This window comes from Bacteroides sp. 3_1_23, assembly GCF_000162555.1.
In the GTDB taxonomy this organism is placed as follows: Bacteria; Bacteroidota; Bacteroidia; order Bacteroidales; family Bacteroidaceae; genus Bacteroides; species Bacteroides ovatus.
The window spans coordinates 2,312,230-2,336,543 of the sequence record NZ_GG774949.1 but is presented as its reverse complement, the minus strand read 5'-3'; the positions used below and the strand labels follow the sequence as shown (position 1 = coordinate 2,336,543).

At 39.2% G+C, this 24,314-nt stretch carries 26 protein-coding genes and 1 pseudogene; 13 read left to right on the top strand and 14 right to left on the bottom strand.

The window, feature by feature from the left end:
• From HMPREF9010_RS26335 to HMPREF9010_RS15080, 3 genes are all read right to left on the bottom strand, one after another.
• Positions 1–300: transposase family protein (locus HMPREF9010_RS26335; protein WP_192922357.1), on the bottom strand; the 300-nt coding region annotated here is incomplete at its 3' end.
• A 164-nt stretch (positions 301–464) separates the two neighbouring features.
• A complete protein-coding gene (locus tag HMPREF9010_RS15075; protein WP_004325522.1) occupies positions 465–1,577 on the bottom strand; it encodes an AraC family transcriptional regulator in 1,113 nt (370 codons plus the stop codon).
• Positions 1,578–1,706: 129 nt separating this feature from the next.
• A complete protein-coding gene (locus HMPREF9010_RS15080) occupies positions 1,707–2,060 on the bottom strand; it encodes a DUF1622 domain-containing protein (RefSeq protein WP_004296944.1) in 354 nt (117 codons plus the stop codon).
• 168 nt (positions 2,061–2,228) lie between these two features.
• On the opposite strand from HMPREF9010_RS15080, the gene HMPREF9010_RS15085 reads away from it, so the two are divergent.
• Positions 2,229–3,533, top strand: a complete 1,305-nt coding sequence (locus HMPREF9010_RS15085; protein ID WP_032852530.1) for an LruC domain-containing protein — start codon at positions 2,229–2,231, stop codon at positions 3,531–3,533.
• Positions 3,534–3,551: 18 nt separating this feature from the next.
• Positions 3,552–3,641 (top strand): hypothetical protein, encoded by a 90-nt coding sequence (locus HMPREF9010_RS26750; RefSeq protein WP_157453727.1) that lies wholly within the window; start codon positions 3,552–3,554, stop codon positions 3,639–3,641.
• 183 nt (positions 3,642–3,824) lie between these two features.
• On the opposite strand, the gene HMPREF9010_RS15090 is transcribed toward HMPREF9010_RS26750, so the two are convergent.
• The 8 genes from HMPREF9010_RS15090 to HMPREF9010_RS15120 all read right to left on the bottom strand — a co-directional run bounded on the left by HMPREF9010_RS15090 (position 3,825) and on the right by HMPREF9010_RS15120 (position 10,113).
• Entirely contained in the window at positions 3,825–4,424 is a 600-nt protein-coding gene (locus HMPREF9010_RS15090) for a hypothetical protein (RefSeq protein ID WP_008648390.1), read from the bottom strand.
• 107 nt (positions 4,425–4,531) lie between these two features.
• The gene (locus tag HMPREF9010_RS15095; RefSeq protein WP_008648388.1) at positions 4,532–5,146 is read right to left on the bottom strand and encodes a DUF5640 domain-containing protein; all 615 of its coding nucleotides are present in this window, start codon (positions 5,144–5,146) and stop codon (positions 4,532–4,534) included.
• Between the two features lie 115 nt (positions 5,147–5,261).
• The gene (locus tag HMPREF9010_RS15100; protein WP_008648387.1) at positions 5,262–5,705 is read right to left on the bottom strand and encodes a copper resistance protein NlpE N-terminal domain-containing protein; all 444 of its coding nucleotides are present in this window, start codon (positions 5,703–5,705) and stop codon (positions 5,262–5,264) included.
• Positions 5,706–5,725: 20 nt separating this feature from the next.
• Positions 5,726–6,352: an outer membrane beta-barrel protein gene (locus HMPREF9010_RS0124320; RefSeq protein WP_032852529.1), complete on the bottom strand. Its 627-nt coding sequence runs from the start codon at positions 6,350–6,352 to the stop codon at positions 5,726–5,728.
• A gap of 184 nt (positions 6,353–6,536) precedes the next feature.
• Complete coding sequence (locus tag HMPREF9010_RS15105) at positions 6,537–7,520, bottom strand: PD40 domain-containing protein (RefSeq protein WP_008648385.1); 984 nt, start codon at positions 7,518–7,520, stop codon at positions 6,537–6,539.
• Positions 7,521–7,617: 97 nt separating this feature from the next.
• Complete coding sequence (locus HMPREF9010_RS26550) at positions 7,618–7,866, bottom strand: hypothetical protein (RefSeq protein WP_008648384.1); 249 nt, start codon at positions 7,864–7,866, stop codon at positions 7,618–7,620.
• 515 nt (positions 7,867–8,381) lie between these two features.
• Positions 8,382–9,392, bottom strand: coding sequence for a GGGtGRT protein (locus HMPREF9010_RS15115; protein ID WP_008648383.1), 1,011 nt, complete (start codon positions 9,390–9,392; stop codon positions 8,382–8,384).
• 19 nt (positions 9,393–9,411) lie between these two features.
• Positions 9,412–10,113: an iron-sulfur cluster assembly scaffold protein gene (locus HMPREF9010_RS15120; RefSeq protein ID WP_004296942.1), complete on the bottom strand. Its 702-nt coding sequence runs from the start codon at positions 10,111–10,113 to the stop codon at positions 9,412–9,414.
• Between the two features lie 238 nt (positions 10,114–10,351).
• Here HMPREF9010_RS15120 and HMPREF9010_RS15125 point away from each other — a divergent pair, with 238 nt between their 5' ends.
• From HMPREF9010_RS15125 to HMPREF9010_RS15160, 9 genes are all read left to right on the top strand, one after another.
• Positions 10,352–10,756, top strand: a complete 405-nt coding sequence (locus tag HMPREF9010_RS15125; protein WP_004296941.1) for an HsmA family protein — start codon at positions 10,352–10,354, stop codon at positions 10,754–10,756.
• Positions 10,757–11,357: 601 nt separating this feature from the next.
• Entirely contained in the window at positions 11,358–11,858 is a 501-nt protein-coding gene (locus HMPREF9010_RS15130; RefSeq protein WP_008648381.1) for a DMP19 family protein, read from the top strand.
• A gap of 82 nt (positions 11,859–11,940) precedes the next feature.
• On the top strand, positions 11,941–12,699 hold the full coding sequence (locus HMPREF9010_RS15135; RefSeq protein WP_004305954.1) for a hypothetical protein: 759 nt from the start codon (positions 11,941–11,943) through the stop codon (positions 12,697–12,699).
• Between the two features lie 32 nt (positions 12,700–12,731).
• Positions 12,732–13,277, top strand: a complete 546-nt coding sequence (locus HMPREF9010_RS15140) for a Yip1 family protein (RefSeq protein ID WP_004305955.1) — start codon at positions 12,732–12,734, stop codon at positions 13,275–13,277.
• 9 nt (positions 13,278–13,286) lie between these two features.
• Positions 13,287–13,739: an SsrA-binding protein gene (gene smpB / locus HMPREF9010_RS15145; protein WP_008643258.1), complete on the top strand. Its 453-nt coding sequence runs from the start codon at positions 13,287–13,289 to the stop codon at positions 13,737–13,739.
• An 89-nt stretch (positions 13,740–13,828) separates the two neighbouring features.
• Complete coding sequence (gene metH, locus HMPREF9010_RS15150) at positions 13,829–16,576, top strand: methionine synthase (protein ID WP_008648373.1); 2,748 nt, start codon at positions 13,829–13,831, stop codon at positions 16,574–16,576.
• An 11-nt stretch (positions 16,577–16,587) separates the two neighbouring features.
• Entirely contained in the window at positions 16,588–17,187 is a 600-nt protein-coding gene (locus HMPREF9010_RS15155; protein WP_004296933.1) for a nitroreductase family protein, read from the top strand.
• A gap of 71 nt (positions 17,188–17,258) precedes the next feature.
• Positions 17,259–17,384 (top strand): symporter small accessory protein, encoded by a 126-nt coding sequence (locus HMPREF9010_RS26545; RefSeq protein WP_004296931.1) that lies wholly within the window; start codon positions 17,259–17,261, stop codon positions 17,382–17,384.
• The gene (locus tag HMPREF9010_RS15160) at positions 17,381–18,928 is read left to right on the top strand and encodes a sodium:solute symporter family protein (protein WP_004296930.1); all 1,548 of its coding nucleotides are present in this window, start codon (positions 17,381–17,383) and stop codon (positions 18,926–18,928) included. The genes HMPREF9010_RS26545 and HMPREF9010_RS15160 overlap by 4 nt, the downstream gene beginning before the upstream one ends.
• A gap of 36 nt (positions 18,929–18,964) precedes the next feature.
• Here HMPREF9010_RS15160 and HMPREF9010_RS15165 read toward each other — a convergent pair whose 3' ends face one another.
• Both HMPREF9010_RS15165 and udk read right to left on the bottom strand, forming a co-directional pair.
• Positions 18,965–20,356, bottom strand: a complete 1,392-nt coding sequence (locus HMPREF9010_RS15165) for a transglycosylase SLT domain-containing protein (RefSeq protein ID WP_008648371.1) — start codon at positions 20,354–20,356, stop codon at positions 18,965–18,967.
• Between the two features lie 17 nt (positions 20,357–20,373).
• Positions 20,374–20,985: a uridine kinase gene (gene udk / locus HMPREF9010_RS15170; protein WP_008648370.1), complete on the bottom strand. Its 612-nt coding sequence runs from the start codon at positions 20,983–20,985 to the stop codon at positions 20,374–20,376.
• Between the two features lie 108 nt (positions 20,986–21,093).
• Between udk and HMPREF9010_RS15175 the strand changes: the two genes are divergently transcribed.
• A complete protein-coding gene (locus HMPREF9010_RS15175) occupies positions 21,094–21,393 on the top strand; it encodes a Dabb family protein (protein ID WP_008648368.1) in 300 nt (99 codons plus the stop codon).
• Positions 21,394–21,408: 15 nt separating this feature from the next.
• Positions 21,409–23,466 (top strand): protein-disulfide reductase DsbD family protein, encoded by a 2,058-nt coding sequence (locus HMPREF9010_RS15180; RefSeq protein WP_008648365.1) that lies wholly within the window; start codon positions 21,409–21,411, stop codon positions 23,464–23,466.
• A 105-nt stretch (positions 23,467–23,571) separates the two neighbouring features.
• On the opposite strand, the pseudogene HMPREF9010_RS15185 reads toward HMPREF9010_RS15180, so the two are convergent.
• Positions 23,572–24,276: pseudogene (locus HMPREF9010_RS15185) on the bottom strand (pirin family protein).
• Positions 24,277–24,314: the final 38 nt, after the last annotated feature.

Here is a 24,314-nt window from a genome sequence, read left to right as displayed (position 1 = left end):
ATAATATTTGCCAACCTTGATGACTAACTCCAAAGTATGACCGTAAACTTCAAGATCCTCAATATGACGGGAGTAGTAACTGTGCAATCGGTGACTGAAATGTCCGCAATAAGGACAGGAAGCCCCTTTGCCAGCCGTATGTAGAAAGACCGTCAATGAGCCAACAGCTTCAGAGATACCATCTTGTTGCAGATTATCGTAGCCAAGACTGAATCTGAAATCATGGAATAATCCCCTATTTGTAGGAGCATTTTCTTTTTTTGATGTATATTTGTACGTTGTAGATATGACTTGTTGCATTGTAACTCTTAATGATGTGGTGTCTTTAAAGTTACTAAAAAGCAAACATATCTACAACTTTTAATAGGATTAAGAAAGAAGAAGACAGTTGAAATAAAAAAGAGATTACCACCAAATTTGACGAAGAACCTTACTATTAAGAATTGTGCTTTTAAAAAAAGAAATTATTGTTCTACTCTTTGATTCTCAATGAATTTACTGGGTGATACACCATACTTTTCTGAAAAGTTACGATAGAAAGTTGCCCGGGAGGTGAAACCGCATGCAAACATAAGTTCTTTTACATTACTCTTTGGATTTTCGGCGGCTAACTGTCTGAAATATTCCAATCGAAGATAATTAATGTATTCCCGGAAACCTGTAAAGCCCTGACTTTTGATTGCTGCTGAAATATCATGTTCCTGTTTATTCAGGGACTTGGCTAAAAGTTCTATATTATACCGTTGATCGGTATAGGGATGCTGTTCCTGAAGATAGGCTTCAATCGTTGAGAAGAGCGGGAGAGTAGGAGATGGCTTTCCAGCTTGTAGCATTATAGTGCTTTCCGTATTCTTTGCATTATGAATCATGTTTATATGGTTCGAAAACGGATTCTCATAACGTAAATATTGTATGGAGAATAAGACCGTAAAAACGATTGCCATAATACCGAACAGGTTGAAAACAAATTCATTGATATTTAGAGTGAACAAAATGTATATCCCTAAAAATACGAATAGAAAACCGATGAATAGATACATGTTATTATTTATCCTGCGGTAGGTCTTGTTATTCATCATCGGATAAATAAGAAGAACGAGTGGGGTAAAAACGGATAACAGGAATATGCAAGCCCTAAGCTTGACATCTATTTGATGGATATTCGGAATAATTTCATCTATGGAGTGGATGGGGGTGATATTCCCATTGAAACCTAAATAACTGATTCCTACCGTTATCGTAATGATAGGTAATAACAGAAAAGTAAATATCCTGAAATGGTTCAGATAGCCCGGCGATAAAGAAGCGATAGGGAACAGGGCTACAATATTTGCTAAAGCATACCATTTGAGCATTTTCTCTATGTTGAGCAATTCTGTGAAGTTGTATTCCGGAGTGTCTGTGACAATTGTCAGCCATCCGATATTTTCCCATGAAAACATAATACCGATGCCGGTTGCTATAATTCCCCAATATAATTTCGGATAATTGTCTTTAGCACGTATAATAAGGATGATTCCTATAATTAACGCAATCAGATCAAGTGTAAGCTCAATAGATAGATGTGTAATTCCCATTTTTTTTGACGTGTTTCTATTCCTTGCCAGTCAGTGTGTAAATGTTTCCCGTACAAAGGTAGGCAAAATAGAAATATCAGGCAATAAAAAAGATATGGCTTTGGAGAAACTTAGTTGTGCGGCGATATGCTATATTTCTTTCGCTGAATCATTTTCGGCCAATTCTTTGATCTCTTTATTCAAAAATACAGAAAGCACAGTTCTTACTACAACCACTCCACCCAGGATTGCCAATTCGTCCAACGTTGGATCAACCACAGTTTTTAGTATGTCGGAAGCAATTAGAAATTCCAATCCAAGCAAAAGGTAAGTGCCAAAATCCGCCCTCAACTGCCGTATATTGTTAACCGTATATGTTCCGTTGAATCGTTTTATTTCATTGCGTAAAAAGGCGATGAAGCAGACTAATACTCCGTAAGTGACAATTAGCAGACTAATAACACTGATAATAGTGGCAAGTGTATTTAAGAATGTGAGTAGCATTGTTGTATAATGTTTTAGTATCTGTTATGTAAACAGGCGAAGTCATACAAAAGTTCTCGAATTAGCTACATTATTTGCTCTTACAGGTTTGTATTTGTATATTCAAGTTAAAAGTAGCATATTTGTCCAGACTTAAAAACTAAACATATTTATTTTACAGACTAAGGTATGAAGAAATTATCATTCTTGCTTATCGCAATTTTTGCGTTCTTTTCGTGCGAAGAAAGAAATTATTATCAGGAGCCGGAGGCCGGCAAAGATTTCTCTTTGGTTGAAGACATTACTGTGAGTGTTAACGCTGTTGAAAATACACGCTGTCTTCTTTATGCTGACGATCCTTACGTGGATGGCCATCTGGTTGGGAAGCCTATTTTAGTTGACTATGCTCCATTTTCGGAAACTGTCAGAATCCCTAAAGCTACAGATAAGTTATATTTGTTGATGAATGGTCAGATGTATACCTATTCGAAAGGGAGTGTTGTTGTAAATAAAGGTGTTACGAGAGCCGAAAGCGAACTTTCCGATGCTTTGATTACAGCCATCAATAATTATTATCCGGAAGGGATCAGAAATACACCGAGTGATATGTATGCAGTATGTTCTGACTTGATAGTCGGAGGTGAAAAAACAGAAGTTTGGATTACTTATATTGGTAATGGCGGTGCACACCTTAATAATAGTTTATACTATTATACTTATTCCGATACTGACAATGAGGTTCAAGTTCACACTCTTTTATTTGATGGAACTCAAAATATTGGGGATAAAATAAAGCTTGGTACATTTACCAATTGTAAAATAGGCTTTGCCTGTGCATTCAATCCGGGTGATTATCGGTATTCCACTCCGAAATTCAATGTGAAGTATAATAACGTATTGATGACATCAGGAGTTATCAGAACACTGACGTTTGAAGGTAAAAAGTATCAGACGTTGGGTATGGAAGATTTGCTGCCTGGCGGATGGTTTGACCAGGATTATAATGATGTGCTGTGTCTGATTGAATCCAATCCGGCTTTGACACCGGAGAATGAGATACCAGTTCCGGAATTGGACCCCGCTAAGATTGCTTGGGAAGGAATGTGGCTGTTTGAGGATAACTATCCCAACCAGGGAGATTATGACTTTAATGATGTTGTAGTGAGGTATTATATTGAAGAAATCCAGGATAGTAATAATGCACGGATTTCTATTCAGGTTATGGCAACAGGAGCATTATTTAATAATAGCTTTGGTATCAATGGTAATACCTACGTTAAGAATTTGACTGGTTATATGAATGTGAAAGATGCTCCTAAAGTGGAAACAGACGTCATTCAAATTACCTTGCCGAAAGCTGCAGAATACATTCCGATGCTGAATAACGGAAAGGCTACCTTTGATCTCAATTCGTATAATGAGCATAGTGCTGATTTCCCCAATGTTCTTAATATTCCATCAGCTAATTTTAAATGGTGTCTGGAGGGGATTTGAATTGATAAGGCTTACCCTATGTATACAAAGTGGGTTGAAAGTGGATGTAAATCAAACACTGATTGGTACAAAGGAGAAAGAAAAGATGATATGGTCTATATGAAGTAATACATTTCTGAATAAATTTATCCATATCAAATTACTACAAATAAAAAGAACTCCTATAATCATTAAGATTATAGGAGTTCTTTATCTATATAAAGTAATCTGAACTATTTGCCAAAAAATTAGAGAACGAATTATCAAAAGGGCTGCGTCATAGGCAAATCCTCTTTGGGTATAGAAGAATCTTTAGTAGGATTGGGATCTTAATCTTATTTGCGTATCAATGAAATATAAGTCACCATCAATACCATATAATACATTGTTAGGGACAGCGTCAAAGATTTCGTATTGTTCATTATGGAATTCATCTATATAGTCCATTTCAAAACCAAGTGCTTCCATATATTCAGCAATTTCATCTTCTGTAGCTTCACGTTTTGCCTTTATATAAGGTTGTATCAGAACTGCACAAAATTCATGCTGACTATTATAGGTAAAGCCAATCATGTGATAAGGGACATTACTAAAGAATTTATTATGCGCAAATATGCGGATGAAGAAATTCTCTAAATCTTCTCCTGCATATTCAAAGTTGTTAAGCTTAATAACAGATATATTACCATCATGAAAGACTTCGTTCTCTCCTCCTTTATCCATATAGGTAACATCAAAATCCGATAAGTCAACCCATAAACTGTTCAGGTTAGTGAATTTAATTAATTCTTTGATTTGTTTTCTCTTATAGCTCTCTGTTGTTTCAAGCGTTCCTGCTGCTTCTTTACTTCTTCTGACGATGCAGGCTGCTTGCTCCAAGATGCTATTGATTGGCGGGTTCGCTCTATCCATTGCTTGTGAAATTCATTGATATATTCCATAATTTCTATGATTATGAGTTTATGCAAATATAGTTATTTAGTTTATATCCAACAACATTCAGTTGATATGTTTTTATTTCATTCTTTTGTATATTTGATAGCATCGTCGTTTGTGGTGATATACATTTCATTTCCATAAATAATTACTGAACCTTTCACTTTATTGCCATCAGAAAATTTAATGATTATTTTATTGCCTGTTAAAGTGTAAGTGAAACTGATTTCGTCATCTCCATTTAGTTCTTGGCTTACTCCTTTTCCTCTTGAATTAAAGGTTAGAATCTCATCTGCCGAATACCAAGACCCAATTATTTTAGTTGCAATTGTAGATTTGCTCCCATCTTCTTTATTATGTTTTTTGTGAAAAATAGTAATCCCTCCTTCTTCTATTTCAGTGGCTTTCATTATGTCTCCTTCTATTTTAATTTTGTAGTAAAGTTCAACACCTAATTCTTTACTTATAATAATTGTTAACTTATTTCCTTTTAATGTATATGTGAAGTCGTATTCCTCTTTTTCATAGCTATATATAAATCCACTTCCATCAGAATTGAAAGTGGATTCTCCATCTTCTGATATCCATGTCCCTATGATAGCAGAATTCGAATTGCCTCTTTCGTCATTGTTGTTATCACAAGCTATTACAATTAATACTAATATCCATATAATGGATGAAATTCGAATCGTTTTCATAATGTTTTTTAGTTAATATCTATATAAATATCCGCATCTTTTTCTCTTCTGTAAAAAATGTCAAGATTCAAAGATGCGGATCGATATAAAAAAAGGTTTTTTTATTTAGCCTTGGTTACTTTTTAGTGAAAGTATAGGTAAATCCTTCTTCTTCCTCATCATATAACTTCAATTTTGTAGAACTTAGTGATATAACTTTAAATACAATAATTTCACCGTCGTCAAGGGTTAGTTTAAGTTCTGACTTACTTTTATTATATCTATAGGTGCCTTCATCTATAGATGTATCTGGTTTACCATTCAAGATTTCCGTATCGGTTAGTTTAAAAGAATCATCATTGTTTAGCTTAAGAGTTATGCTCCACCCATCTCCATCGTCAAATTTCCATGTACCAATGATGCTTAGAGTTGCTTTATCATCCTCATCATTCTCGTCATCTTCATTGTTCTCAATGTCATCTTTATTTTTCTTCTTTTCGTCGTCATCCTTACTACAGGAAACTGTTCCCAAACATAAAATTGTCATTAGTAAGATCGACAAATATTTAATTGTTTTCATATTATTCTATAATTAATGCGTTAAAAACTATATCCTATAATAATGGAAGTGGTACCGATTTTCGTCTTTTTGCAAAGTTCTGTAAAATCTTTGCCATAGCCTATTCCTGCATAGAGTTGGTTGTAGTATAAACCTATTCCTAATTGCCATCCCATTTGGAAACGTTTCCAAGTGGCATCTTTATCTCCGGTTTCTTTTTTGTCGAACATATTAGTGCTTTGTCTTATTCCGTCTTTCTCTTGTTTCTCCTGATCCTTCCAAAAATCATCTTCATCATCATAATCTTCTCCCAACTCGTCAGGGTCTGCTAGATTTAATTTCGATTTACCTATGATATTTCCTTTAAAGTTAATTCCGATGTAAGGCACAAGTGCGATGTTACTATTGGGGAATGAAAATTTATAGGCTATATTAAGAGGAACATCCAAAGACAAAAGTGAATATTTGCGTTCCATTTCGTAACCGTCCATGTCTTCTAGAGCATCCATATCATCTTTGTCTAACTTCTTAAATGCATATCGGGCATTGATACCGACTTCTAGAAATAAAGGAATCTGTTTGGCTATGCTAAATCCTTTTGTATATCCTAAAGAGAACCCGGTCATATTAAAGTCGTCACCTCCTTTTATATCGGTAGTTATTTTCATTGGATTTACGGATACGGAAAGTCGGTTCCAGCCATTTGTATCGATATTTCTCCCTGATGAAGATGATGCTGAAACATTGTTGCTAGAGTTTGCAAATTGTGCAGAAACTGATGTTACTATAGCTAATAAACAGCACGTTAAATAAAGTTTCATTGTTTTCATTGTTTTCTATGTTTTTAGTGAATTAATAAGAAAAATTCATTCTCCAAATGTTAGTAGTTCCTGTTGGGTCTCCACGTTGGGAGATGAAATAGATATATTTACCATCTTTACTCCATACAGGACTAAGATCATCCGCTGCGTGATAAGTGATTTGTGAAAGTCTTGTTCCATCAACTTTGCATACAAATATATCTGTGTTGAGATAACTGAAGTTATTATCATCGATTTTGCTGTCTCCTACAAATAGAATCCATTGACCGTCTGGTGAAAGAGTGGGAGTGGTAAAACTATGCTGCGGATCAGAGACAATACATTCTTCTACGCCTGTTTTATAATTAATTTTCCATATCTCGCTTTTTCCAGTTCCACTGATACGTGTACAAAGGAATGCACTTTCTTTGTTTATCGGACAAGGATTCATTCCATTGCTATAATTAGATAAGAAGTTATTTTGAATATTATAGCTCCATATGCTTATTCCTTTCATCTCTTGCCGTGCAAAAAAAATCAATTTCATATCTGAGGAATATATGGGAGAGTAATCTTGGTTTCCATTAGTGATTTGTCTGCAAACGTATCCACTATTCGCATTAGTCTGAAATATTTGATTGGTATTTCCTCTTGTTTCAGAAAAACAGAGATATTTTCCGTCTGGAGAATAAGAAAAGTCTAATACTCCTGTTCGGTTTGTTCTCTGGATAGAACTGCCTTGTTTACTTAATTCTTTAATAAATATGTTGGTTGTATTATTTCTGTATGAAAGATAAGCTATATTATTTCCATCTACAGAAATATCTAGTATATGGTTAGAAAGCCAATCTATTTTTCCTGACGAACGTTTTACAACTGGCATGCATACATAATCACCGGATGACGTTATTTTCATAAAATCTATTCCAGATTCTTCGGGTACTGATACAATAGAGTAGTCAACTTGTTGTGCGTGAGTGTAACTGCATATTGTAAATAAAGAGATTATTGATATAATATATTTAATGTTTTGCATATCTATAATTTTGTTTTATTTCTGATGCAAAGATAGTTTGTAAAACGTATAAGGTTAAAATATGTTGTTGGAAGTATATATACAGAACTGTAGAATATTATTCACGTGTTGGTTGGCTAATTTTCGGATTTATTGTTTGTTCTTCTTCAAATTCGGAGAAATAGTAACTGAAGAAGTTATGATTTAATATATAACTAATGCGTAATAGTAACTCTGTGTCAATGCTCTTTCTTTTGAATATAGAGTACACGTTTGTTCGATCGCAATATAGTTTATTTGCAAACCAGGTCACAGAGCGTTCTTGACGGTGAAGTTCCATTTCAATCAGTTGTCCTATATGTATCATACATCCGGGCGATCTTCGAGAGTTTAATAATTCTTTTATTTATGCCATTAGTTTCTCTCTTTTATCTCCTCTCTTTGTTTATCTCTATTGAAGAATATGGTAATGTCGTTTTATATTATTGTTGTGCAAAGGTATGTTTATAGTTGCTTGATAGTATAATATTATTGTAGATAAGTAAACAACAAAAGTGTAGATAAAATGTAACATTCTTCATAAATGTAAGAGGGATATAAAAAAAGGCGGAACCATTCGAAACTTATTTTCAATCTGAGGTACCGCCAAGCACCCTGCAAACTAATAAGTACGAATAGTTCACGCCCATAGGACGTAAACTTTCAGTTACTTATTCTCGTTTGCTTCAAATTGGCGGTTTTCAGATTGAGAGAATAAGAGCTAAAAGCTCAAGTATCTTTTAATAAATATAGAATGGAATCGCTATTCCGAAAGTTTTTGTTTTTAAATAAAAATAGGAGAGTGCTCAATACGGCACTCTCCTTATATATAAAAGTAATAAATTACTTACCTAAAGCCTGAGCAACATCAACCGCACAAGCTACTGTACAACCTACCATCGGGTTGTTACCAATTCCCAGGAATCCCATCATTTCTACGTGAGCAGGAACTGATGAAGAACCGGCGAACTGAGCGTCAGAGTGCATACGACCCATAGTGTCTGTCATACCATAAGAAGCAGGACCGGCAGCCATGTTATCCGGGTGAAGAGTACGACCTGTACCACCACCAGAAGCAACTGAGAAATAAGGTTTGCCAGCAAGAACACGTTCTTTCTTGTAAGTACCAGCAACTGGGTGTTGGAAACGAGTCGGGTTAGTAGAGTTACCTGTGATAGATACGTCTACACCTTCTTTCCACATGATAGCTACACCTTCGCGAACGTCGTCAGCACCATAACATTTTACTTTTGCACGAGGACCGTCAGAGTAAGCGATTTCGCGAACAACTTTCAGTTCACCTGTGAAATAATCGAATTGAGTCTGAACGTATGTAAAGCCGTTGATACGAGAGATGATCTGAGCAGCGTCTTTTCCAAGACCGTTCAGGATGCAACGCAACGGTTCTTTACGTACTTTGTCTGCTTTTGCAGCGATTTTGATAGCACCTTCAGCAGCAGCGAAAGATTCGTGACCTGCCAGGAAAGCGAAACATTTAGTTTCTTCGCGCAGCAACATAGCAGCCAGGTTACCATGACCGATACCAACCTTACGGTCGTCAGCTACAGAACCCGGGATACAGAATGCTTGCAAACCGATACCGATAGCTTCAGCAGCTTCAGCAGCGTTTGTGCAGTTCTTCTTAAGAGCGATAGCAGTACCTACTACATAAGCCCATTTTGCATTTTCAAAGCAGATAGGCTGAGTTTCTTCACACGTTTTATAAGGATCAAGTCCGGCAGCTTCGCAGATAGCGTTAGCTTCTTCGATGTCTTTGATGCCGTTAGCGTTCAAGGCTGCAATGATACCTTTGATACGACGGTCTTGGCTTTCGAATTTTACTTCTCTAATCATAGTTTCTTTCCTCCTTATATTATTCGTGACGTGGATCAATAGATTTAACTGCTCCCTGTTCTGCTGTTACGCGTCCATAAGTACCTGTAACTTTCTTCAAAGCTTCGTTAGCATCAGTACCTTTCTTGATTTCGTCCATGAACTTACCCATGTGTACGAATTCGTATCCGCAGATTTCGTCGTTCTTGTCCAAGAAGATTTGCTTGATATAACCTTCTGCCATTTCAAGGTAACGAGGACCTTTAGCCAAAGTACCATAAAGAGTACCTACCTGGCTACGCAGACCTTTACCTAAGTCTTCCAAACCTGCACCGATAATCAAACCACCTTCAGAGAAAGCCGATTGAGTACGTCCGTATACGATTTGCAAGAAAAGTTCGCGCATTGCAGTATTGATAGCGTCGCAAACAAGGTCAGTGTTTAATGCTTCAAGAACTGTTTTACCCGGAAGGATTTCAGAAGCCATAGCAGCTGAGTGAGTCATACCAGAGCAACCGATTGTCTCGATCAAGGCTTCCTGGATGATACCTTCTTTAACGTTCAGTGTCAGTTTACAAGCACCTTGTTGAGGAGCGCACCAACCGATACCGTGTGTCAAACCAGAAATATCAACGATTTCTTTAGATTTTACCCATTTGCCTTCTTCGGGTATGGGAGCCGGTCCATGGTTAGGACCCTTCTTTACAACACACATGTGTTCCACTTCGTGTGAATAAGTCATAATTAGCTCTTTTTTTAAGTGATATAATTAAAAATACGTAGTCACGATTCTCTAAATCGCCCACAAAGGTAGTCGATTTATTTGTTTCTGCAAATCGCCTTTTATTACTTTTTTGTGAAAAGTGACAAATCTGTTTACGTTTTTTTGTCGTTTGTAAAGTCGGGATTGCATTTGTGAAAGATTGAGACCGGGAGAACTATCTATTCTTTGCTTTGTTGTTATTAGAAAAAGAAAATTTATGGAACTGAATCAAGTAGATATACATTATTTAATAGCGGCAATTTGCGTTATTTCATCTGCACTTATTTTTTATACGATAGGTGTTTGGGGAGAACGTCTTCAAAGGAAATTAAAGTTTTGGCATCTCATTTTCTTTCTTCTCGGGTTGTTGGCTGATACGGTGGGTACAAGCCTGATGGAGCATATTGCCGAACTGACTCATCTGCATGACGAAATGCATACGGTGACAGGGGCAATTGCTATTCTTCTGATGTTTGTACATGCGTTATGGGCGATATGGACCTATGTGAAGGGAACGCCTATAGAAAAGAGACATTTTAATCGTTTCAGCATTGTAGTTTGGTGCATTTGGCTTATACCTTATTTAATAGGGGTTTATTTGGGGATGCGATTACACGTATAGGATTAGGCAGCAGATAAATAGGGGGAGAGGGATTATTCCGCTAAAAGCTTACGTTATTTAGTTCAAAAGGATACAAAAATGAGGGTGTTCGGAGAGGGGTGTACAAAGCGCTGAAACGCCCACCAGTAAAGGGGGAAAAGCCAATGAAAACCAGTAGAGTAGAGAAGAGAAGAGTAAAGAAGAGTAAGTAAAAGTATTATTTCTGTTATAAACAACAGCAATAATACTGGGCGGAGAAGATGGCTTTGGATGCTGCCGTTGTCGGTTCGGATCACTTCGTCGGTACCGTTTCTGTTCCCGTGTCCCTCATGAACTGTTCGTCCGGCAGATGACCGACTTTTGTCTGGTAGGTTGTTGATGCTCGCCCGGTAGGTAACGGACATTCACACGGTAGATAACCTACGTTTGTACGTTAGGTAAATTCTATATTATTTCACGGGCTACCGTTTCAATACTTGTTTGCTAAAGTATCATTTGCTTCAAAACCGTACCGGAAGGAATGAAACGGATTGATAATTGTTTTTAGTAAGATTGTAGGCGTATCATTATTAGATATGGGATTAAAGTTGTAACTTTGTTGCTTCAAATATTAAATGAAGATATGATCGAAGTTTTAGAGTCTGCTTTACAGAAGGCTGCGGGTGAAGGAATGGACGAATTTATCCAAGCGTTTACAGATAAATATAAAGAGGTGATCGGTGGTGAACTAACTGCTGAAACAATGCCTCTGCTGACAGGAGAACAACATTCTTTGCTGGCTTATCAGATTTTTCGTGATGAGGTGATGGTAGGGGGATTCTGCCAATTGATTCAGAATGGCTATGGTGGCTATATCTTTGATAATCCGTTTGCGAAAGTGATGCGTTTGTGGGGAGCGGAAGAATTCTCTAAATTAGTTTATAAGGCTAAGAAAATCTTTGATTCCAACCGGAAAGATTTGGAAAAGGAACGGACGGATGATGAATTTATGGCTATGTACGAGCAATATGAAGCTTTTGATGAGTTGGAAGAAGCTTATTTAGAGATGGAAGAACAAGTCACAGCATTGATTGCAAGCTACGTAGATGATCATTTGGAACTTTTTGCAAAAATAATAAAGTAACGGATGCAGTATTTTTTAAGTACTTGCATTTATTAATTATGAATTAGAATTTATATCTTTGCAAAATCTAAAAAATATGTTTATGAAACAGATGAAATTTTTCTTGGTGGCTTTGATGGCTGTGGTTATGGGGATGTCGGTTACTTCATGTATGAATGGAGACGATAACCACAATGTTACGATGACTGTTCCTGTTAAGTATAATTATTCATCATTTTTGATGGGTGATGGAACTACTAAGTTGGTTCCAACTACAGAATTAGGTTTATTGGATGGGATTATGTACATAATTTCATGTCAATATGACCAATCACAGGTATCAGCGAATAGTAATAGTATACCAGTAACGCTGTTATCTACTCCACTTTGTATTGATCCTAAAGGTGATGAAAGTTTGTCTACAACAAAGACTGAACCTACTAATCCTCTTTATACATTGGATAAGCAACAGTCAAGTCTGGTTTATTATGATAAAAATACGATTGTTTTAACAATGCCATATTGGGTGAAGGTTACAAACTCTAGTGTTGAAGAATCAGAATTAAAGAAACATTCATTTTGTCTTTCCTATAATCCTGATGAAATAGAAAGCAATGCTACTAAGTTGAATTTATATATTAGTCACCGTGTTGAGGATGGAGAGGAAAGTGTAACTCGTTCCAACTTCACATATGCTTATAGAGCTTATTCAATTAGTTCAGCTCTTTATCAGTTTAAAGAGAAAACTGGTAAATTGCCACAATATTTGGTATTAAAAGCTGAAACCAATAGCTCAAAAGATGAATTGAAAGACGAGAATGGAGAAACTTCAGTTGAATATCAATACGCGTTTACAGAATAACATTGAACTACAAAGAACTATTTAACATAGCAATGAAATTGATTTCCTCTCCGGCCAAGGCCTGGGAGGAAATTTCTATGGAAGAGGATAGGCGAAAAGTATATATAGCTTTTGTCTATCCTATGATTGGTTTATGCGGTCTGTCCGTATTCATTGGTTCGTTATTGACGAATGGATGGGGAGGTCCGCAAAGTTTCCAGATAGCTATGACCAATTGTTGTGCCGTAGCTGTAGCCCTGTTCGGTGGCTATTTTCTGGCAGCTTATGCCATTAATGAAATGGGAACAAGAATGTTTGGTATGCATAGTAATATGCCGTTGACACAACAGTTTGCAGGATATGCATTGGTTGTGCCTTTCCTGCTTCAGATAGTAACCGGACTGTTACCTGATTTTAGAATTATTGCTTGGTTGCTGCAGTTCTACATCGTCTATGTGGTATGGGAGGGAGTTCCTGTACTGATGGGAGTAGAAGAAAAACAACGATTAAAATACACCCTTTTGTCGTCTGTATTGTTAATACTATGTCCGGCGGTGATACAGATCGTGTTTAATAGACTGACGGCTATACTTAATTAATGAGTAAAGATGAAACAACCTCCTGTAAATATAAAGAATAAACGGGCTACGTTTGATTACGAGCTGATAGATACCTACACAGCAGGTATTGTATTGACCGGTACGGAAATAAAATCCATTCGTTTGGGAAAAGCCAGTCTGGTAGATACGTTTTGCTATTTTACGAAAGGCGAATTGTGGGTGAAGAATATGCACATCGCCGAATATTTCTATGGATCGTACAATAACCATACGGCACGTAGAGAGAGGAAGTTGTTACTTAATAAAAAAGAATTGGAAAAACTTCAGCGGGAGATGAAAAATCCCGGCTTTACGATTGTTCCTGTACGCTTGTTTATCAATGAAAAAGGTTTGGCGAAACTGGTAGTCGCTTTGGCGAAAGGTAAGAAAGAATATGATAAACGGGAATCTATAAAGGAGAAAGACGACCGTAGAGATATGGCAAGAATGTTCAAGCGGTAACTAAAAACCGCTATAAGATAAACGCCGGACTGCGAAGAGTCTGGCAGATGATGGCAGAGTAGGTAATTAGGAATTAATGTGATAGGGTAATGAAAAAGACAATTTCTCAAGTCGTATCCGAGCGCATCCTTATTCTGGATGGGGCAATGGGTACAATGATTCAACAATATAACCTCAAGGAAGAAGATTTTCGTGGTGAACGATTTGCGCATATCCCCGGACAGTTGAAAGGGAATAACGACTTATTGTGTCTCACACGTCCCGACGTGATTCAAGATATTCATCGTAAATACCTGGAAGCAGGTGCGGATATCATCGAGACCAATACATTCAGTTCGACTACAGTTTCTATGGCTGATTATCATGTAGAAGAATACGTACGTGAGATGAATCTGGCAGCCGTAAAACTAGCCCGTGATCTTGCCGACGAATACACTGTAAAGAATCCAGATAAACCACGTTTTGTGGCCGGCTCCGTAGGACCTACCAATAAAACCTGTTCTATGAGCCCGGACGTGAACAACCCGGCTTATCGTGCTTTGAGTTACGACGAACTGGCTGCATCCTATCAGCAACAAATGGAAGCAATGCTCGAAGGTGGGGTAGACGCCATTCTGATTGAGACAATCTTTGATACCCTAAATGCCAAAGCTGCAATTTTTGCTGCCGAACAAGCCATGAAAATGACAGGCATAGAAGTGCCGATCATGTTATCTGTAACAGTGTCTGATATTGGCGGACGAACATTGTCCGGACAAACATTGGATGCATTTCTGGCTTCTGTGCAACATGCCAATATATTTTCAGTCGGTTTGAATTGCTCATTCGGTGCCCGTCAGTTGAAGCCGTTCCTGGAACAGCTGGCATCCCGTGCACCTTATTATATTAGTGCCTATCCGAATGCCGGGTTACCGAATAGTCTGGGTAAATATGACCAGACACCTGCGGATATGGCTCATGAAGTGAGAGAATATATTGAAGAAGGATTAATCAATATTATTGGTGGCTGTTGTGGTACGACAGATGCTTATATTGCTGAATATCCCGCCCTTGTAGAAGGAGCTAAACCACACGTTCCTGCCTCTGCGCCGGATTGTATGTGGCTCTCCGGACTTGAACTGTTGGAAGTGAAGCCGGAAATAAACTTTGTGAATGTCGGCGAACGTTGCAACGTAGCCGGTTCGCGCAAGTTCCTTCGTCTCATCAATGAAAAGAAATATGATGAAGCCCTTTCTATCGCCCGCCAACAAGTGGAGGACGGTGCTTTAGTGATTGACGTCAATATGGACGATGGATTGTTGGAGGCAAAGACAGAGATGACTACTTTCCTGAACCTTATCATGTCTGAACCGGAAATAGCCCGTGTTCCGATTATGATCGATTCTTCCAAATGGGAAGTTATTGAAGCCGGACTGAAGTGTCTTCAGGGCAAATCAATTGTCAACTCTATTTCTTTGAAAGAGGGGGAGGAAGCCTTCCTTGAACATGCCCGAATCATCCGGCAATATGGAGCCGCTGCTGTGGTCATGGCGTTCGACGAAAAAGGACAGGCAGATACAGCCGCCCGTAAAATCGAAGTTTGCCAACGGGCTTACCGTCTTTTGGTTGACAAAATCGGTTTTAATCCTCACGATATTATTTTTGACCCCAATGTGCTTGCCGTAGCTACGGGGATTGAAGAACATAATAACTATGCTGTAGATTTTATTGAAGCTACTGCTTGGATAAAGAAAAATCTCCCCGGTGCACATATCAGCGGAGGAGTCAGCAACCTCTCTTTCTCTTTCCGTGGCAACAATTATATCCGTGAGGCCATGCATGCAGTGTTCCTTTATCACGCCATCCAACAAGGAATGGACATGGGAATTGTGAATCCGGGAACTTCCGTATTGTACACTGATATTCCGGCTGATGTCTTGGAAAAGATAGAAGATGTTGTCTTAAACCGTCGTCTGGATGCGGCGGAACGGCTTATCGAATTAGCGGAATCTCTGAAAGCAAACATGAGCGAAACTGCCGGACAACCGGCTGTCAAGCAAGATGCCTGGAGAGAAGGAACTGTTCAGGAACGTTTGAAGTATGCCTTGATGAAAGGAATTGGAGATTTTCTGGAACAGGACTTGGCAGAGGCATTGCCTCTTTATGATAAAGCTGTCGATGTAATTGAAGGACCGCTGATGGATGGAATGAACCATGTTGGTGAACTGTTTGGTGCCGGTAAGATGTTTCTTCCCCAGGTTGTGAAGACTGCCCGCACCATGAAGAAAGCCGTAGCTATCTTGCAACCGATCATTGAATCGGAAAAAGTGGAAGGAAGTGCTTCGGCTGGTAAAGTGCTACTGGCAACTGTAAAGGGGGATGTGCACGACATCGGAAAAAACATTGTAGCTGTAGTGATGGCCTGCAATGGTTATGATATTGTAGATTTAGGAGTAATGGTTCCTGCAGAAACCATCGTTCAGCGTGCTATTGAAGAAAAGGTAGATATGATCGGGTTGAGTGGACTGATTACTCCATCTTTGGAAGAAATGGCTCACGTGGCTGTTGAACTTGAAAAAGCAGGTTTGGATATTCCTCTTTTGATTGGTGGAGCCACTACATCGAAGATGCATACGGCATTAAAGATTGCTCCTGTTTATCATGCTCCGGTAGTACACCTGAAAGATGCTTCCCAAAATGCAAGTGTCGCTTCCAAATTGCTCAACCCGCAGGCAAAAGCCGAGCTGGTGAATGAATTGGAGGCAGAATATCAAGCGCTTCGTGAAAAGAGTGGGCTGATGAAGCGTGAAACTGTTTCGTTGGAAGAAGCACAGAAAAATAAGTTGAACCTGTTTTAAACATTGTCACAATGAAAAAGATTTTCTCTTTCTTATGTCTGATTGTAGCAGTCACTGCTATGACCTCCTGTTCTTCTGCAAAAGAAGAAAAAGGAACATCCGGAACCGGAAATGCTGTGTTGGATAATATTTTCGAGCGCAAAAGTGTGCGTGCTTATCTAAATAAAGGAGTAGAGAAAGAGAAAATCGACTTGATGCTTCGTGCCGGAATGGCTGCTCCTACGGGTAGGGATATCCGTCCATGGGAATTTGTGGTGGTATCCGATCGTGCCAAACTGGATTCAATGGCAGCTGCACTTCCTTATGCCAAAATGCTGACGCAGGCCCGTAATGCCATCATCGTCTGTGGAGATTCAGTACGCTCGTCATATTGGTATTTAGATTGTTCTGCAGCAGCACAGAATATTTTGTTGGCTGCTGAAAGTCTGGGATTGGGTGCTGTATGGACAGCGGCCTATCCTTATGAAGACCGTATGCAAGTAGTGCGTAAATATACTAACCTGCCCGATAATATTCTTCCGCTTTGTGTCATTCCTTTTGGCTATCCGGCTACAAAAGAGAACCCGAAACAGAAATTTGACGAGAAAAAGATACATTATAATCAGTATTAGTAAACAAAAATTTTGTCTTTTCAATAATTTCCTTACATTTGCGTCTAAATTGATTAAAATCTGATACGCAAATGTTTGGAATAGACGACCCTTTTATTATTCTGCCTTACCTGCTTTCGGTGGTATGTGTGATTTTTGCTGCCTGGTTTGGGCTGAAATATTGGAATAAGGACGACGAAAAAGACGAAACCCGATGAATACATTTACTCTTGGACTAATTGTGGTAGCTTATCTGCTGTCACTGGCCTACCTCGGCTTTTTGGGATATAAGAAAACAACGAATACCAGTGACTATTTGGTAGGCGGACGTCAGATGAATCCTATCGTAATGGCACTTTCTTATGGTGCTACGTTTATTTCCGCATCTGCTATTGTAGGTTTTGGAGGAGTGGCGGCTGCTTTTGGAATGGGTATTCAGTGGCTCTGTTTCCTCAATATGTTTGTTGGGGTGGTTATAGCTTTTATCTTTTTCGGTTTGCGTACCCGGCGTATGGGGGCGAAGTTGAATGTGAGTACTTTCCCTCAATTATTAGGCCGTCATTTCCGTTCCCGTAATATACAGGTATTTATTGCTGCTGTTATTTTCATCGGAATGCCGCTTTATGCAGCGGTTGTAATGAAAGGTGGAGCCGTATTCATCGAACAAATCTTTCAGATTGATTTCAATGTTTCCTTATTGATATTTACCTTGGTTATTGCTGCTTATGTCATAGCAGGGGGAATGAAAGGAGTAATGTATACAGATGCTTTGCAAGGAGTTATCATGTTTGGCTGTATGTTATTTCTGTTGTTTTCTTTGTATCAGGTGCTTGATATGAACTTTATCGAAGCTAATAAAGAATTGACTGCCATTGCTCCGCTAGTTCCGGAAAAGTTTAAAGCGCTAGGACATCAAGGATGGACTGCAATGCCCATCACAGGTTCTCCACAATGGTATTCGCTGGTAACTTCTCTCATTTTAGGAGTAGGAATCGGCTGTCTTGCACAGCCGCAGTTAGTGGTTCGCTTTATGACCGTGGAGAGTAGCAAGCAGTTGAACCGCGGTGTATTTATCGGTTGTTTCTTTCTGATTATAACAGTAGGGGCTATCTATCATGCTGGAGCCTTGAGTAATCTTTTCTTCCTGAAAACAGAAGGAGCGGTTGCTACCGAAGTTGTGCAGGATATTGATAAGATAATTCCATATTTTATTAATAAAGCGATGCCCGACTGGTTTGCCGCACTCTTTATGTTGTGCATCCTTTCAGCCAGTATGTCTACGTTAAGTTCGCAGTTCCATACGATGGGTGCTTCGGTAGGCTCTGATATTTACGGAACTTATAAACCACGTTCACGGAATAAACTTACCAATGTGATCCGTCTGGGCGTATTATTCTCTATCCTGGTCAGCTATATTATTTGTTATATGTTGCCTCATGATATTATAGCCCGCGGAACTTCTATCTTTATGGGAATTTGTGCAGCCGCTTTTCTTCCGGCCTATTTCTGTGCTTTATATTGGAAGAAAGCTACTAAACAAGGTGTCATGGCAAGTCTTTGGGTGGGAACAATCGGCAGTCTGTTTGCTCTTGTGTTTCTTCATCAGAAAGAATCTGAAGCATTAGGTATCTGTAAAGCGTTATTCGGACGGGATGTGTTGATTACCACTTATCCTTTCCCTGTGATTGACCCGATATTATTTGCCTTACCATTATCTGTATTGGCTATTGTCGTAATCAGTCTGATGACCTATAGGAAATAAGTATTAGGTATTACACCTAATACTTAATACTTTATCTCATGCTTTTATTTTCTTTTTGTAGGATTCGTAGCGCGACATAATATCTCGAACGAAATTGTAAGTCTCGATGCCACGGAAATATCCGTTTTTGCAGACAGGATCGTTGAAGTATTCTTGATTGCTTTTAAGCAAGATGAAGTTTTCTACATTATCTTTCCATACTAATTTGTTTTTCCCGTATTTTTCGGCTAGTGCCATTGCGTCATATATATGTCCCAAACCGGCATTGTAAGATGCCAGGATAAAATTGAGCCGTTCCTGCTTATCGGGAATCATGCTGAAACTCCGGTCGGTGGCAGTAATATATTTGATAGCCGCTTTCACACTTTCCTCCGGATTCTGCTCTTTGCCGGGAGGTACTCCCATTGCACGTGCTGTGGCAGGCATTAACTGCATGAGTCCTTTGGCACCTGCCCAAGATACAGCGGTAGTGTCAAAATTGGATTCTGTATACGCTAATGATGCAAGCATACGCCAGTCCCAACCGATGTCTTTGGAATACTTTTTGAATAAATGGTCATAATGAGATATCTTTCCTTCTTTTAAGGAGAGGATAGGAGAGTGCGGCATCATTTTACTATTCTCAAAATAACGTTTCATACTGGCTGTGTAAGCAGGAGAAGTCATGTTTTCCTGATGCCATTGGGTAGCGGCGGCTGCCAGCTCGGGGCTGTCTTTTCGTACCGCCCACGAAGAACGTTGATCGAAACTGATGGACAGGCCGATATTTAAATTGGGATAATAGGTCTTATTAAGTCTGGCTAAATCATTGTCGGCCACCGTATACAGAATTTTTCCTTGCGCTACTTGCGTAATCAAGTCCTCAATAGTGATACTGTCATTGGTGACTTCATGAATCCGGATACCTCCTCCTAATTCACTATTCAGATTGACGAGGCGGTCATAATATTTCCCTGGTTTTACGTATATATCTTTTCCGACCAGTTCGGTTACATCTTTCAACGGCTTCTGTTTTCCTCTTCCTTGCTGAACAATTACCTGGTGAGTAATTACATCTTCGCCACAATAAAGAAGACTGTCTTTCCACTCTTTGGTGATTGGCAGATTATAGGCAATCATATCTCCTTCACCTGCCAATAATTTTTGGATCATTTCGTCGATGCTGTTGGCTACTTCAATCCTAAGTTTTAGTCCCAGGCTTTTGGCAAACTGTTCACTAAGTTCATATTGGAACCCCATTTCTTGTCCCCGGTAAATGAAATAGGAAGTAGAGCTATATAATGTCAATACAACGAGTTCGCCACTATCTTTTATTTGTGGAAGATCACGCGCTGTCTCATCCATCTTGTTATGATGCTTATTCCGGCATCCGAGCATACAACAAAATAGAATAAGAAATAAAGGAATACTCAGTGTCTTGACATTCATTTCTTAATTTTTAATTTTTAATTCTTAAGGTGCTTCTTGATGTACATAGTCAGTATATCAATAGCTACCCTATTACTGCCTCCTTCCGGTACAATAAGGTCGGCATATCGTTTGCAAGGTTCGATAAATTGCAGGTGCATAGGTTTTAAAACCCGTGTATAGCGTTCCATTACAGCTTCGGCAGTACGTCCGCGCTCAATGACATCTCTCTGAATGACACGAATCAGGCGTTCGTCGGGATCGGCATCAACAAATATTTTAAGGTCCATCATATTGCGCAGCTTTTTATCACATAAGGCAAGGATTCCTTCAATGATAACCACCTCACGAGGTTCGATATGAATGGTTTCGGGCTGGCGCGTGCATGTGAGATAAGAATAGGTGGGCTGTTCGATACTCTTCCCTTCTTTCAGCGTCATGACATGCTTGGATAGCAGACTCCATTCAAAAGCATCCGGATGGTCAAAATTGATATTCTGGCGTTCTTCAACCGGGACATGACTACTGTCTTTGTAGTATGAATCCTGTGGTAAGAGTACTACTTCTCCTGCGGGGAGGCTTTCTATAATTTTCCGTACGACGGTGGTCTTTCCGGAGCCCGTTCCGCCTGCTATTCCTATAATTAACATCTCTTTAAATGTATATTTGAACCAAATAGAGTATTTTTGCATTACTATTAATGTGGTAAACGCATTAACAAGACAAATATAGAAACAATTCATTAAAATAACAACGTAATGGTAAAACACATTGTATTATTTAAGTTAAAAGACGAAGTTCCTGCTGAAGAGAAACTGGAAGTCATGACTAAATTCAAGGAAGCGATAGAAGCTCTTCCTGCTAAAATTTCTGTAATTCGCAAAGTGGAGGTCGGATTGAATATGAATCCTGGTGAAACATGGAATATTGCGCTTTACAGTGAGTTTGATACACTAGAAGATGTTAGATTCTACGCAACACATCCCGATCACGTAGCTGCCGGAAAGATTCTGGCTGAAACGAAGGAGAGCCGTGCGTGCGTAGACTATGAATTATAAACCCAAAAAATAAAGATGAGAAAAATAATTTCTTTCCTGCTTTTAAGCTTTGTTGTATATGCATTGCAAGCGCAGATCAAAGATCCGGTAAAGTTTAAAACAGAGCTGACAGCTCTCTCCGATACGGAGGCAGAGGTGGTGTTTACAGCTACCATGGATAAAGGTTGGCATGTTTATTCTACCGATTTGGGAGATGGCGGCCCTATTTCCGCAACATTCAATGTTGATAATAAATCGGGTGTCGAGCTTGTAGGCAAACTGAAGCCTGTAGGCAAAGAAGTATCTACTTTCGATAAATTGTTCGAAATGAAGGTACGCTATTTCGAGAATACAGCAAAGTTTGTGCAGAAAGTAAAATTCACGGGTGGAGCTTACGCAATCGAAGGTTATCTGGAATATGGAGCTTGTGATGACGAGAGTTGTCTGCCTCCTACTCAGGTGCCGTTTAAGTGTTCCGGAGTAGCAAAAGCCGGAAATGCCGCTGCAACAAAAACAGAGCAACCGGAGCAAAAGGTAGCGGATAAGCAAAAAGAAGAACCCGTTCCTGCTGCTACGAAAGATTCTTCTGCGATGATGGAACTGGTGCCTGCAACTACAACCGAAGCTGCTACGGATATTCAGCCTGCTGTTGCATCGGGTGATCTTTGGAAACCGGTAATCAGTGATTTACAAGCCTTAGGAGAAGAACATGGTCAGGAAGACATGTCCTGGATATATATATTCATAACAGGTTTTCTGGGTGGATTATTGGCATTGTTTACCCCTTGTGTATGGCCGATTATTCCGATGACAGTCAGTTTCTTCTTAAAACGTAGTAAAGACAAAAAGAAAGGAATTCGTGATGCGTGGACATACGGTGCATCTATCGTAGTGATTTATGTGGCATTGGGCTTGGCTATTACTTTGATTTTCGGAGCCAGTGCATTAAACGCTTTATCTACCAATGCTATTTTCAACATTCTCTTCTTCCTGATGCTGGTGATTTTTGCTGCTTCATTCTTTGGAGCGTTTGAAATCAGGCTGCCGTCGAAGTGGGGAAATGCAGTAGATAGCAAAGCTGAATCTACGACCGGATTGCTAAGTATTTTCCTGATGGCTTTCACGCTTTCATTGGTATCTTTTTCTTGTACAGGTCCGATTATCGGCTTCCTGCTTGTACAGGTATCTACAACAGGAAGCGTAGTTGCTCCGGCAATCGGTATGTTAGGATTTGCCATCGCTTTGGCATTGCCGTTTACACTCTTCGCCCTGTTCCCGTCTTGGCTGAAATCGATGCCAAAGTCCGGCGGATGGATGAATGTTATCAAGGTTACGCTGGGTTTCCTCGAATTAGCATTTGCACTTAAATTCTTGTCAGTTGCTGATTTGGCTTATGGTTGGAGATTGCTTGACCGCGAAACATTCCTGGCTCTGTGGATTGTCATCTTTGCTTTGCTTGGATTCTACCTGTTGGGCAAGATCAAATTCCCGCACGATGACGATGATAATAAGGTGGGAGTAACCCGCTTCTTTATGGCGTTAATCTCTTTAGCATTTGCCGTATATATGGTTCCCGGTTTGTGGGGAGCACCATTGAAAGCCGTATCTGCATTTGCTCCGCCTATGCAGACGCAAGATTTCAATCTGCATAAGAATGATGTACACGCGAAATTCGATGACTATGATTTAGGAATGGAATATGCCCGTCTGAACGGAAAACCGGTTATGCTCGACTTTACCGGATATGGTTGCGTAAACTGCCGTAAGATGGAAGCAGCGGTATGGACTGACCCGAAAGTGAGTGATTTGATTAATAACGACTACGTATTGATTACACTTTATGTAGATAATAAAACTCCGTTGACTGAACCTGTGAAGATTATCGAAAACGGTACAGAACGTACTTTGCGTACTGTCGGCGATAAATGGAGCTATCTGCAACGTGTGAAATTCGGAGCTAATGCCCAGCCTTTCTATGTATTGCTGGACAATCAGGGTAAACCGTTGAATAAGTCGTATGCTTATAACGAAGATATTCCTAAGTATATTGAATTCTTACAGACCGGATTGGAGAATTATAAGAAAGGAAAATAACGATTTCTCCGATAATGACCAATCTTGGATAATGAATAAAAAAGCGGTCTCATCTTTTCGATGAGGCCGCTTTTTGAATAGAATAAATTGAAATTTTAGCGAAAATTACATGGGTACTTCTATTAATAGAAGTTGGGTTCCTTTTAATATATGTATCGGGAATTCTTTTGTATCCCAAACACCGATACCATCACGTTTGGACAGCCGTTCTTCCGCCACTGTGATTTCTCCTTCAAGTACGAAGATATATACCCCGTTACCTTCCTGATGCATCTTATATTCGATTGTTTTTTCCGTATCGAAGCTTCCCATAGAGAACCATGCATCTTGTTTGATAGAAGCTGGAGTCTTCCCGTTCGGAGACAGGATTAGCGCCAGTTCATTTGCTTTCAGGAGCGGACGAATATCGAAGTTGTTATACTCCGGTTTGGTGTTTTCAACTCGTGGAAATACCCATATCTGCAGGAATTCCAGTTATTCTTTATCACTGCCATTGTATTCACTGTGATAAATGTCGCTGCCTGTACTCATAACCTGAATATCACCCGGAGTGATGGTTTTTGTGTTTTGTACACTGTCACCATGTTTCAGGTAACCTTTCAGAGGGATGGAAATCACTTCCATATTTTTATGCGGATGTGTATCGAATCCCATAGACGGGTCTACACTGTCATCGTTCAGCACTCGTAATGCTCCGAAATGAATTCTTTCCGGATTATAATAGTTGGCAAAACTGAATGTGTGATGGGTCTTGAGCCAGCCGTGATTGAAATAGCCTCTTGATGAAGCTCTGTCGATTACTTTTTTCATAATCTTCCTTTCTTTTTTAATAGAACTTTGGTGTGCGT

Coding starts and splice junctions, on each gene's coding strand:
- HMPREF9010_RS15100 (WP_008648387.1), bottom strand. CDS start 5,705: ATGAAAACAATTAAATATTTGTCGATCTTACTAATGACAATTTTATGT.
- HMPREF9010_RS15155 (WP_004296933.1), top strand. CDS start 16,588: ATGAAAAAGATTTTCTCTTTCTTATGTCTGATTGTAGCAGTCACTGCT.
- HMPREF9010_RS15080 (WP_004296944.1), bottom strand. CDS start 2,060: ATGCTACTCACATTCTTAAATACACTTGCCACTATTATCAGTGTTATT.
- HMPREF9010_RS26750 (WP_157453727.1), top strand. CDS start 3,552: ATGTATACAAAGTGGGTTGAAAGTGGATGTAAATCAAACACTGATTGG.
- smpB (WP_008643258.1), top strand. CDS start 13,287: ATGAAACAACCTCCTGTAAATATAAAGAATAAACGGGCTACGTTTGAT.
- HMPREF9010_RS15075 (WP_004325522.1), bottom strand. CDS start 1,577: ATGGGAATTACACATCTATCTATTGAGCTTACACTTGATCTGATTGCG.
- HMPREF9010_RS15165 (WP_008648371.1), bottom strand. CDS start 20,356: ATGAATGTCAAGACACTGAGTATTCCTTTATTTCTTATTCTATTTTGT.
- HMPREF9010_RS15140 (WP_004305955.1), top strand. CDS start 12,732: ATGAAATTGATTTCCTCTCCGGCCAAGGCCTGGGAGGAAATTTCTATG.
- HMPREF9010_RS15160 (WP_004296930.1), top strand. CDS start 17,381: ATGAATACATTTACTCTTGGACTAATTGTGGTAGCTTATCTGCTGTCA.
- HMPREF9010_RS15120 (WP_004296942.1), bottom strand. CDS start 10,113: ATGACTTATTCACACGAAGTGGAACACATGTGTGTTGTAAAGAAGGGT.
- HMPREF9010_RS15135 (WP_004305954.1), top strand. CDS start 11,941: ATGAAACAGATGAAATTTTTCTTGGTGGCTTTGATGGCTGTGGTTATG.
- HMPREF9010_RS15105 (WP_008648385.1), bottom strand. CDS start 7,520: ATGCAAAACATTAAATATATTATATCAATAATCTCTTTATTTACAATA.
- HMPREF9010_RS15175 (WP_008648368.1), top strand. CDS start 21,094: ATGGTAAAACACATTGTATTATTTAAGTTAAAAGACGAAGTTCCTGCT.
- HMPREF9010_RS15095 (WP_008648388.1), bottom strand. CDS start 5,146: ATGAAAACGATTCGAATTTCATCCATTATATGGATATTAGTATTAATT.
- HMPREF9010_RS26545 (WP_004296931.1), top strand. CDS start 17,259: ATGTTTGGAATAGACGACCCTTTTATTATTCTGCCTTACCTGCTTTCG.
- HMPREF9010_RS26550 (WP_008648384.1), bottom strand. CDS start 7,866: ATGATACATATAGGACAACTGATTGAAATGGAACTTCACCGTCAAGAA.
- metH (WP_008648373.1), top strand. CDS start 13,829: ATGAAAAAGACAATTTCTCAAGTCGTATCCGAGCGCATCCTTATTCTG.
- HMPREF9010_RS15115 (WP_008648383.1), bottom strand. CDS start 9,392: ATGATTAGAGAAGTAAAATTCGAAAGCCAAGACCGTCGTATCAAAGGT.
- HMPREF9010_RS15180 (WP_008648365.1), top strand. CDS start 21,409: ATGAGAAAAATAATTTCTTTCCTGCTTTTAAGCTTTGTTGTATATGCA.
- udk (WP_008648370.1), bottom strand. CDS start 20,985: ATGTTAATTATAGGAATAGCAGGCGGAACGGGCTCCGGAAAGACCACC.
- HMPREF9010_RS15130 (WP_008648381.1), top strand. CDS start 11,358: ATGATCGAAGTTTTAGAGTCTGCTTTACAGAAGGCTGCGGGTGAAGGA.
- HMPREF9010_RS15125 (WP_004296941.1), top strand. CDS start 10,352: ATGGAACTGAATCAAGTAGATATACATTATTTAATAGCGGCAATTTGC.
- HMPREF9010_RS15085 (WP_032852530.1), top strand. CDS start 2,229: ATGAAGAAATTATCATTCTTGCTTATCGCAATTTTTGCGTTCTTTTCG.
- HMPREF9010_RS15090 (WP_008648390.1), bottom strand. CDS start 4,424: ATGGATAGAGCGAACCCGCCAATCAATAGCATCTTGGAGCAAGCAGCC.
- HMPREF9010_RS0124320 (WP_032852529.1), bottom strand. CDS start 6,352: ATGAAAATAACTACCGATATAAAAGGAGGTGACGACTTTAATATGACC.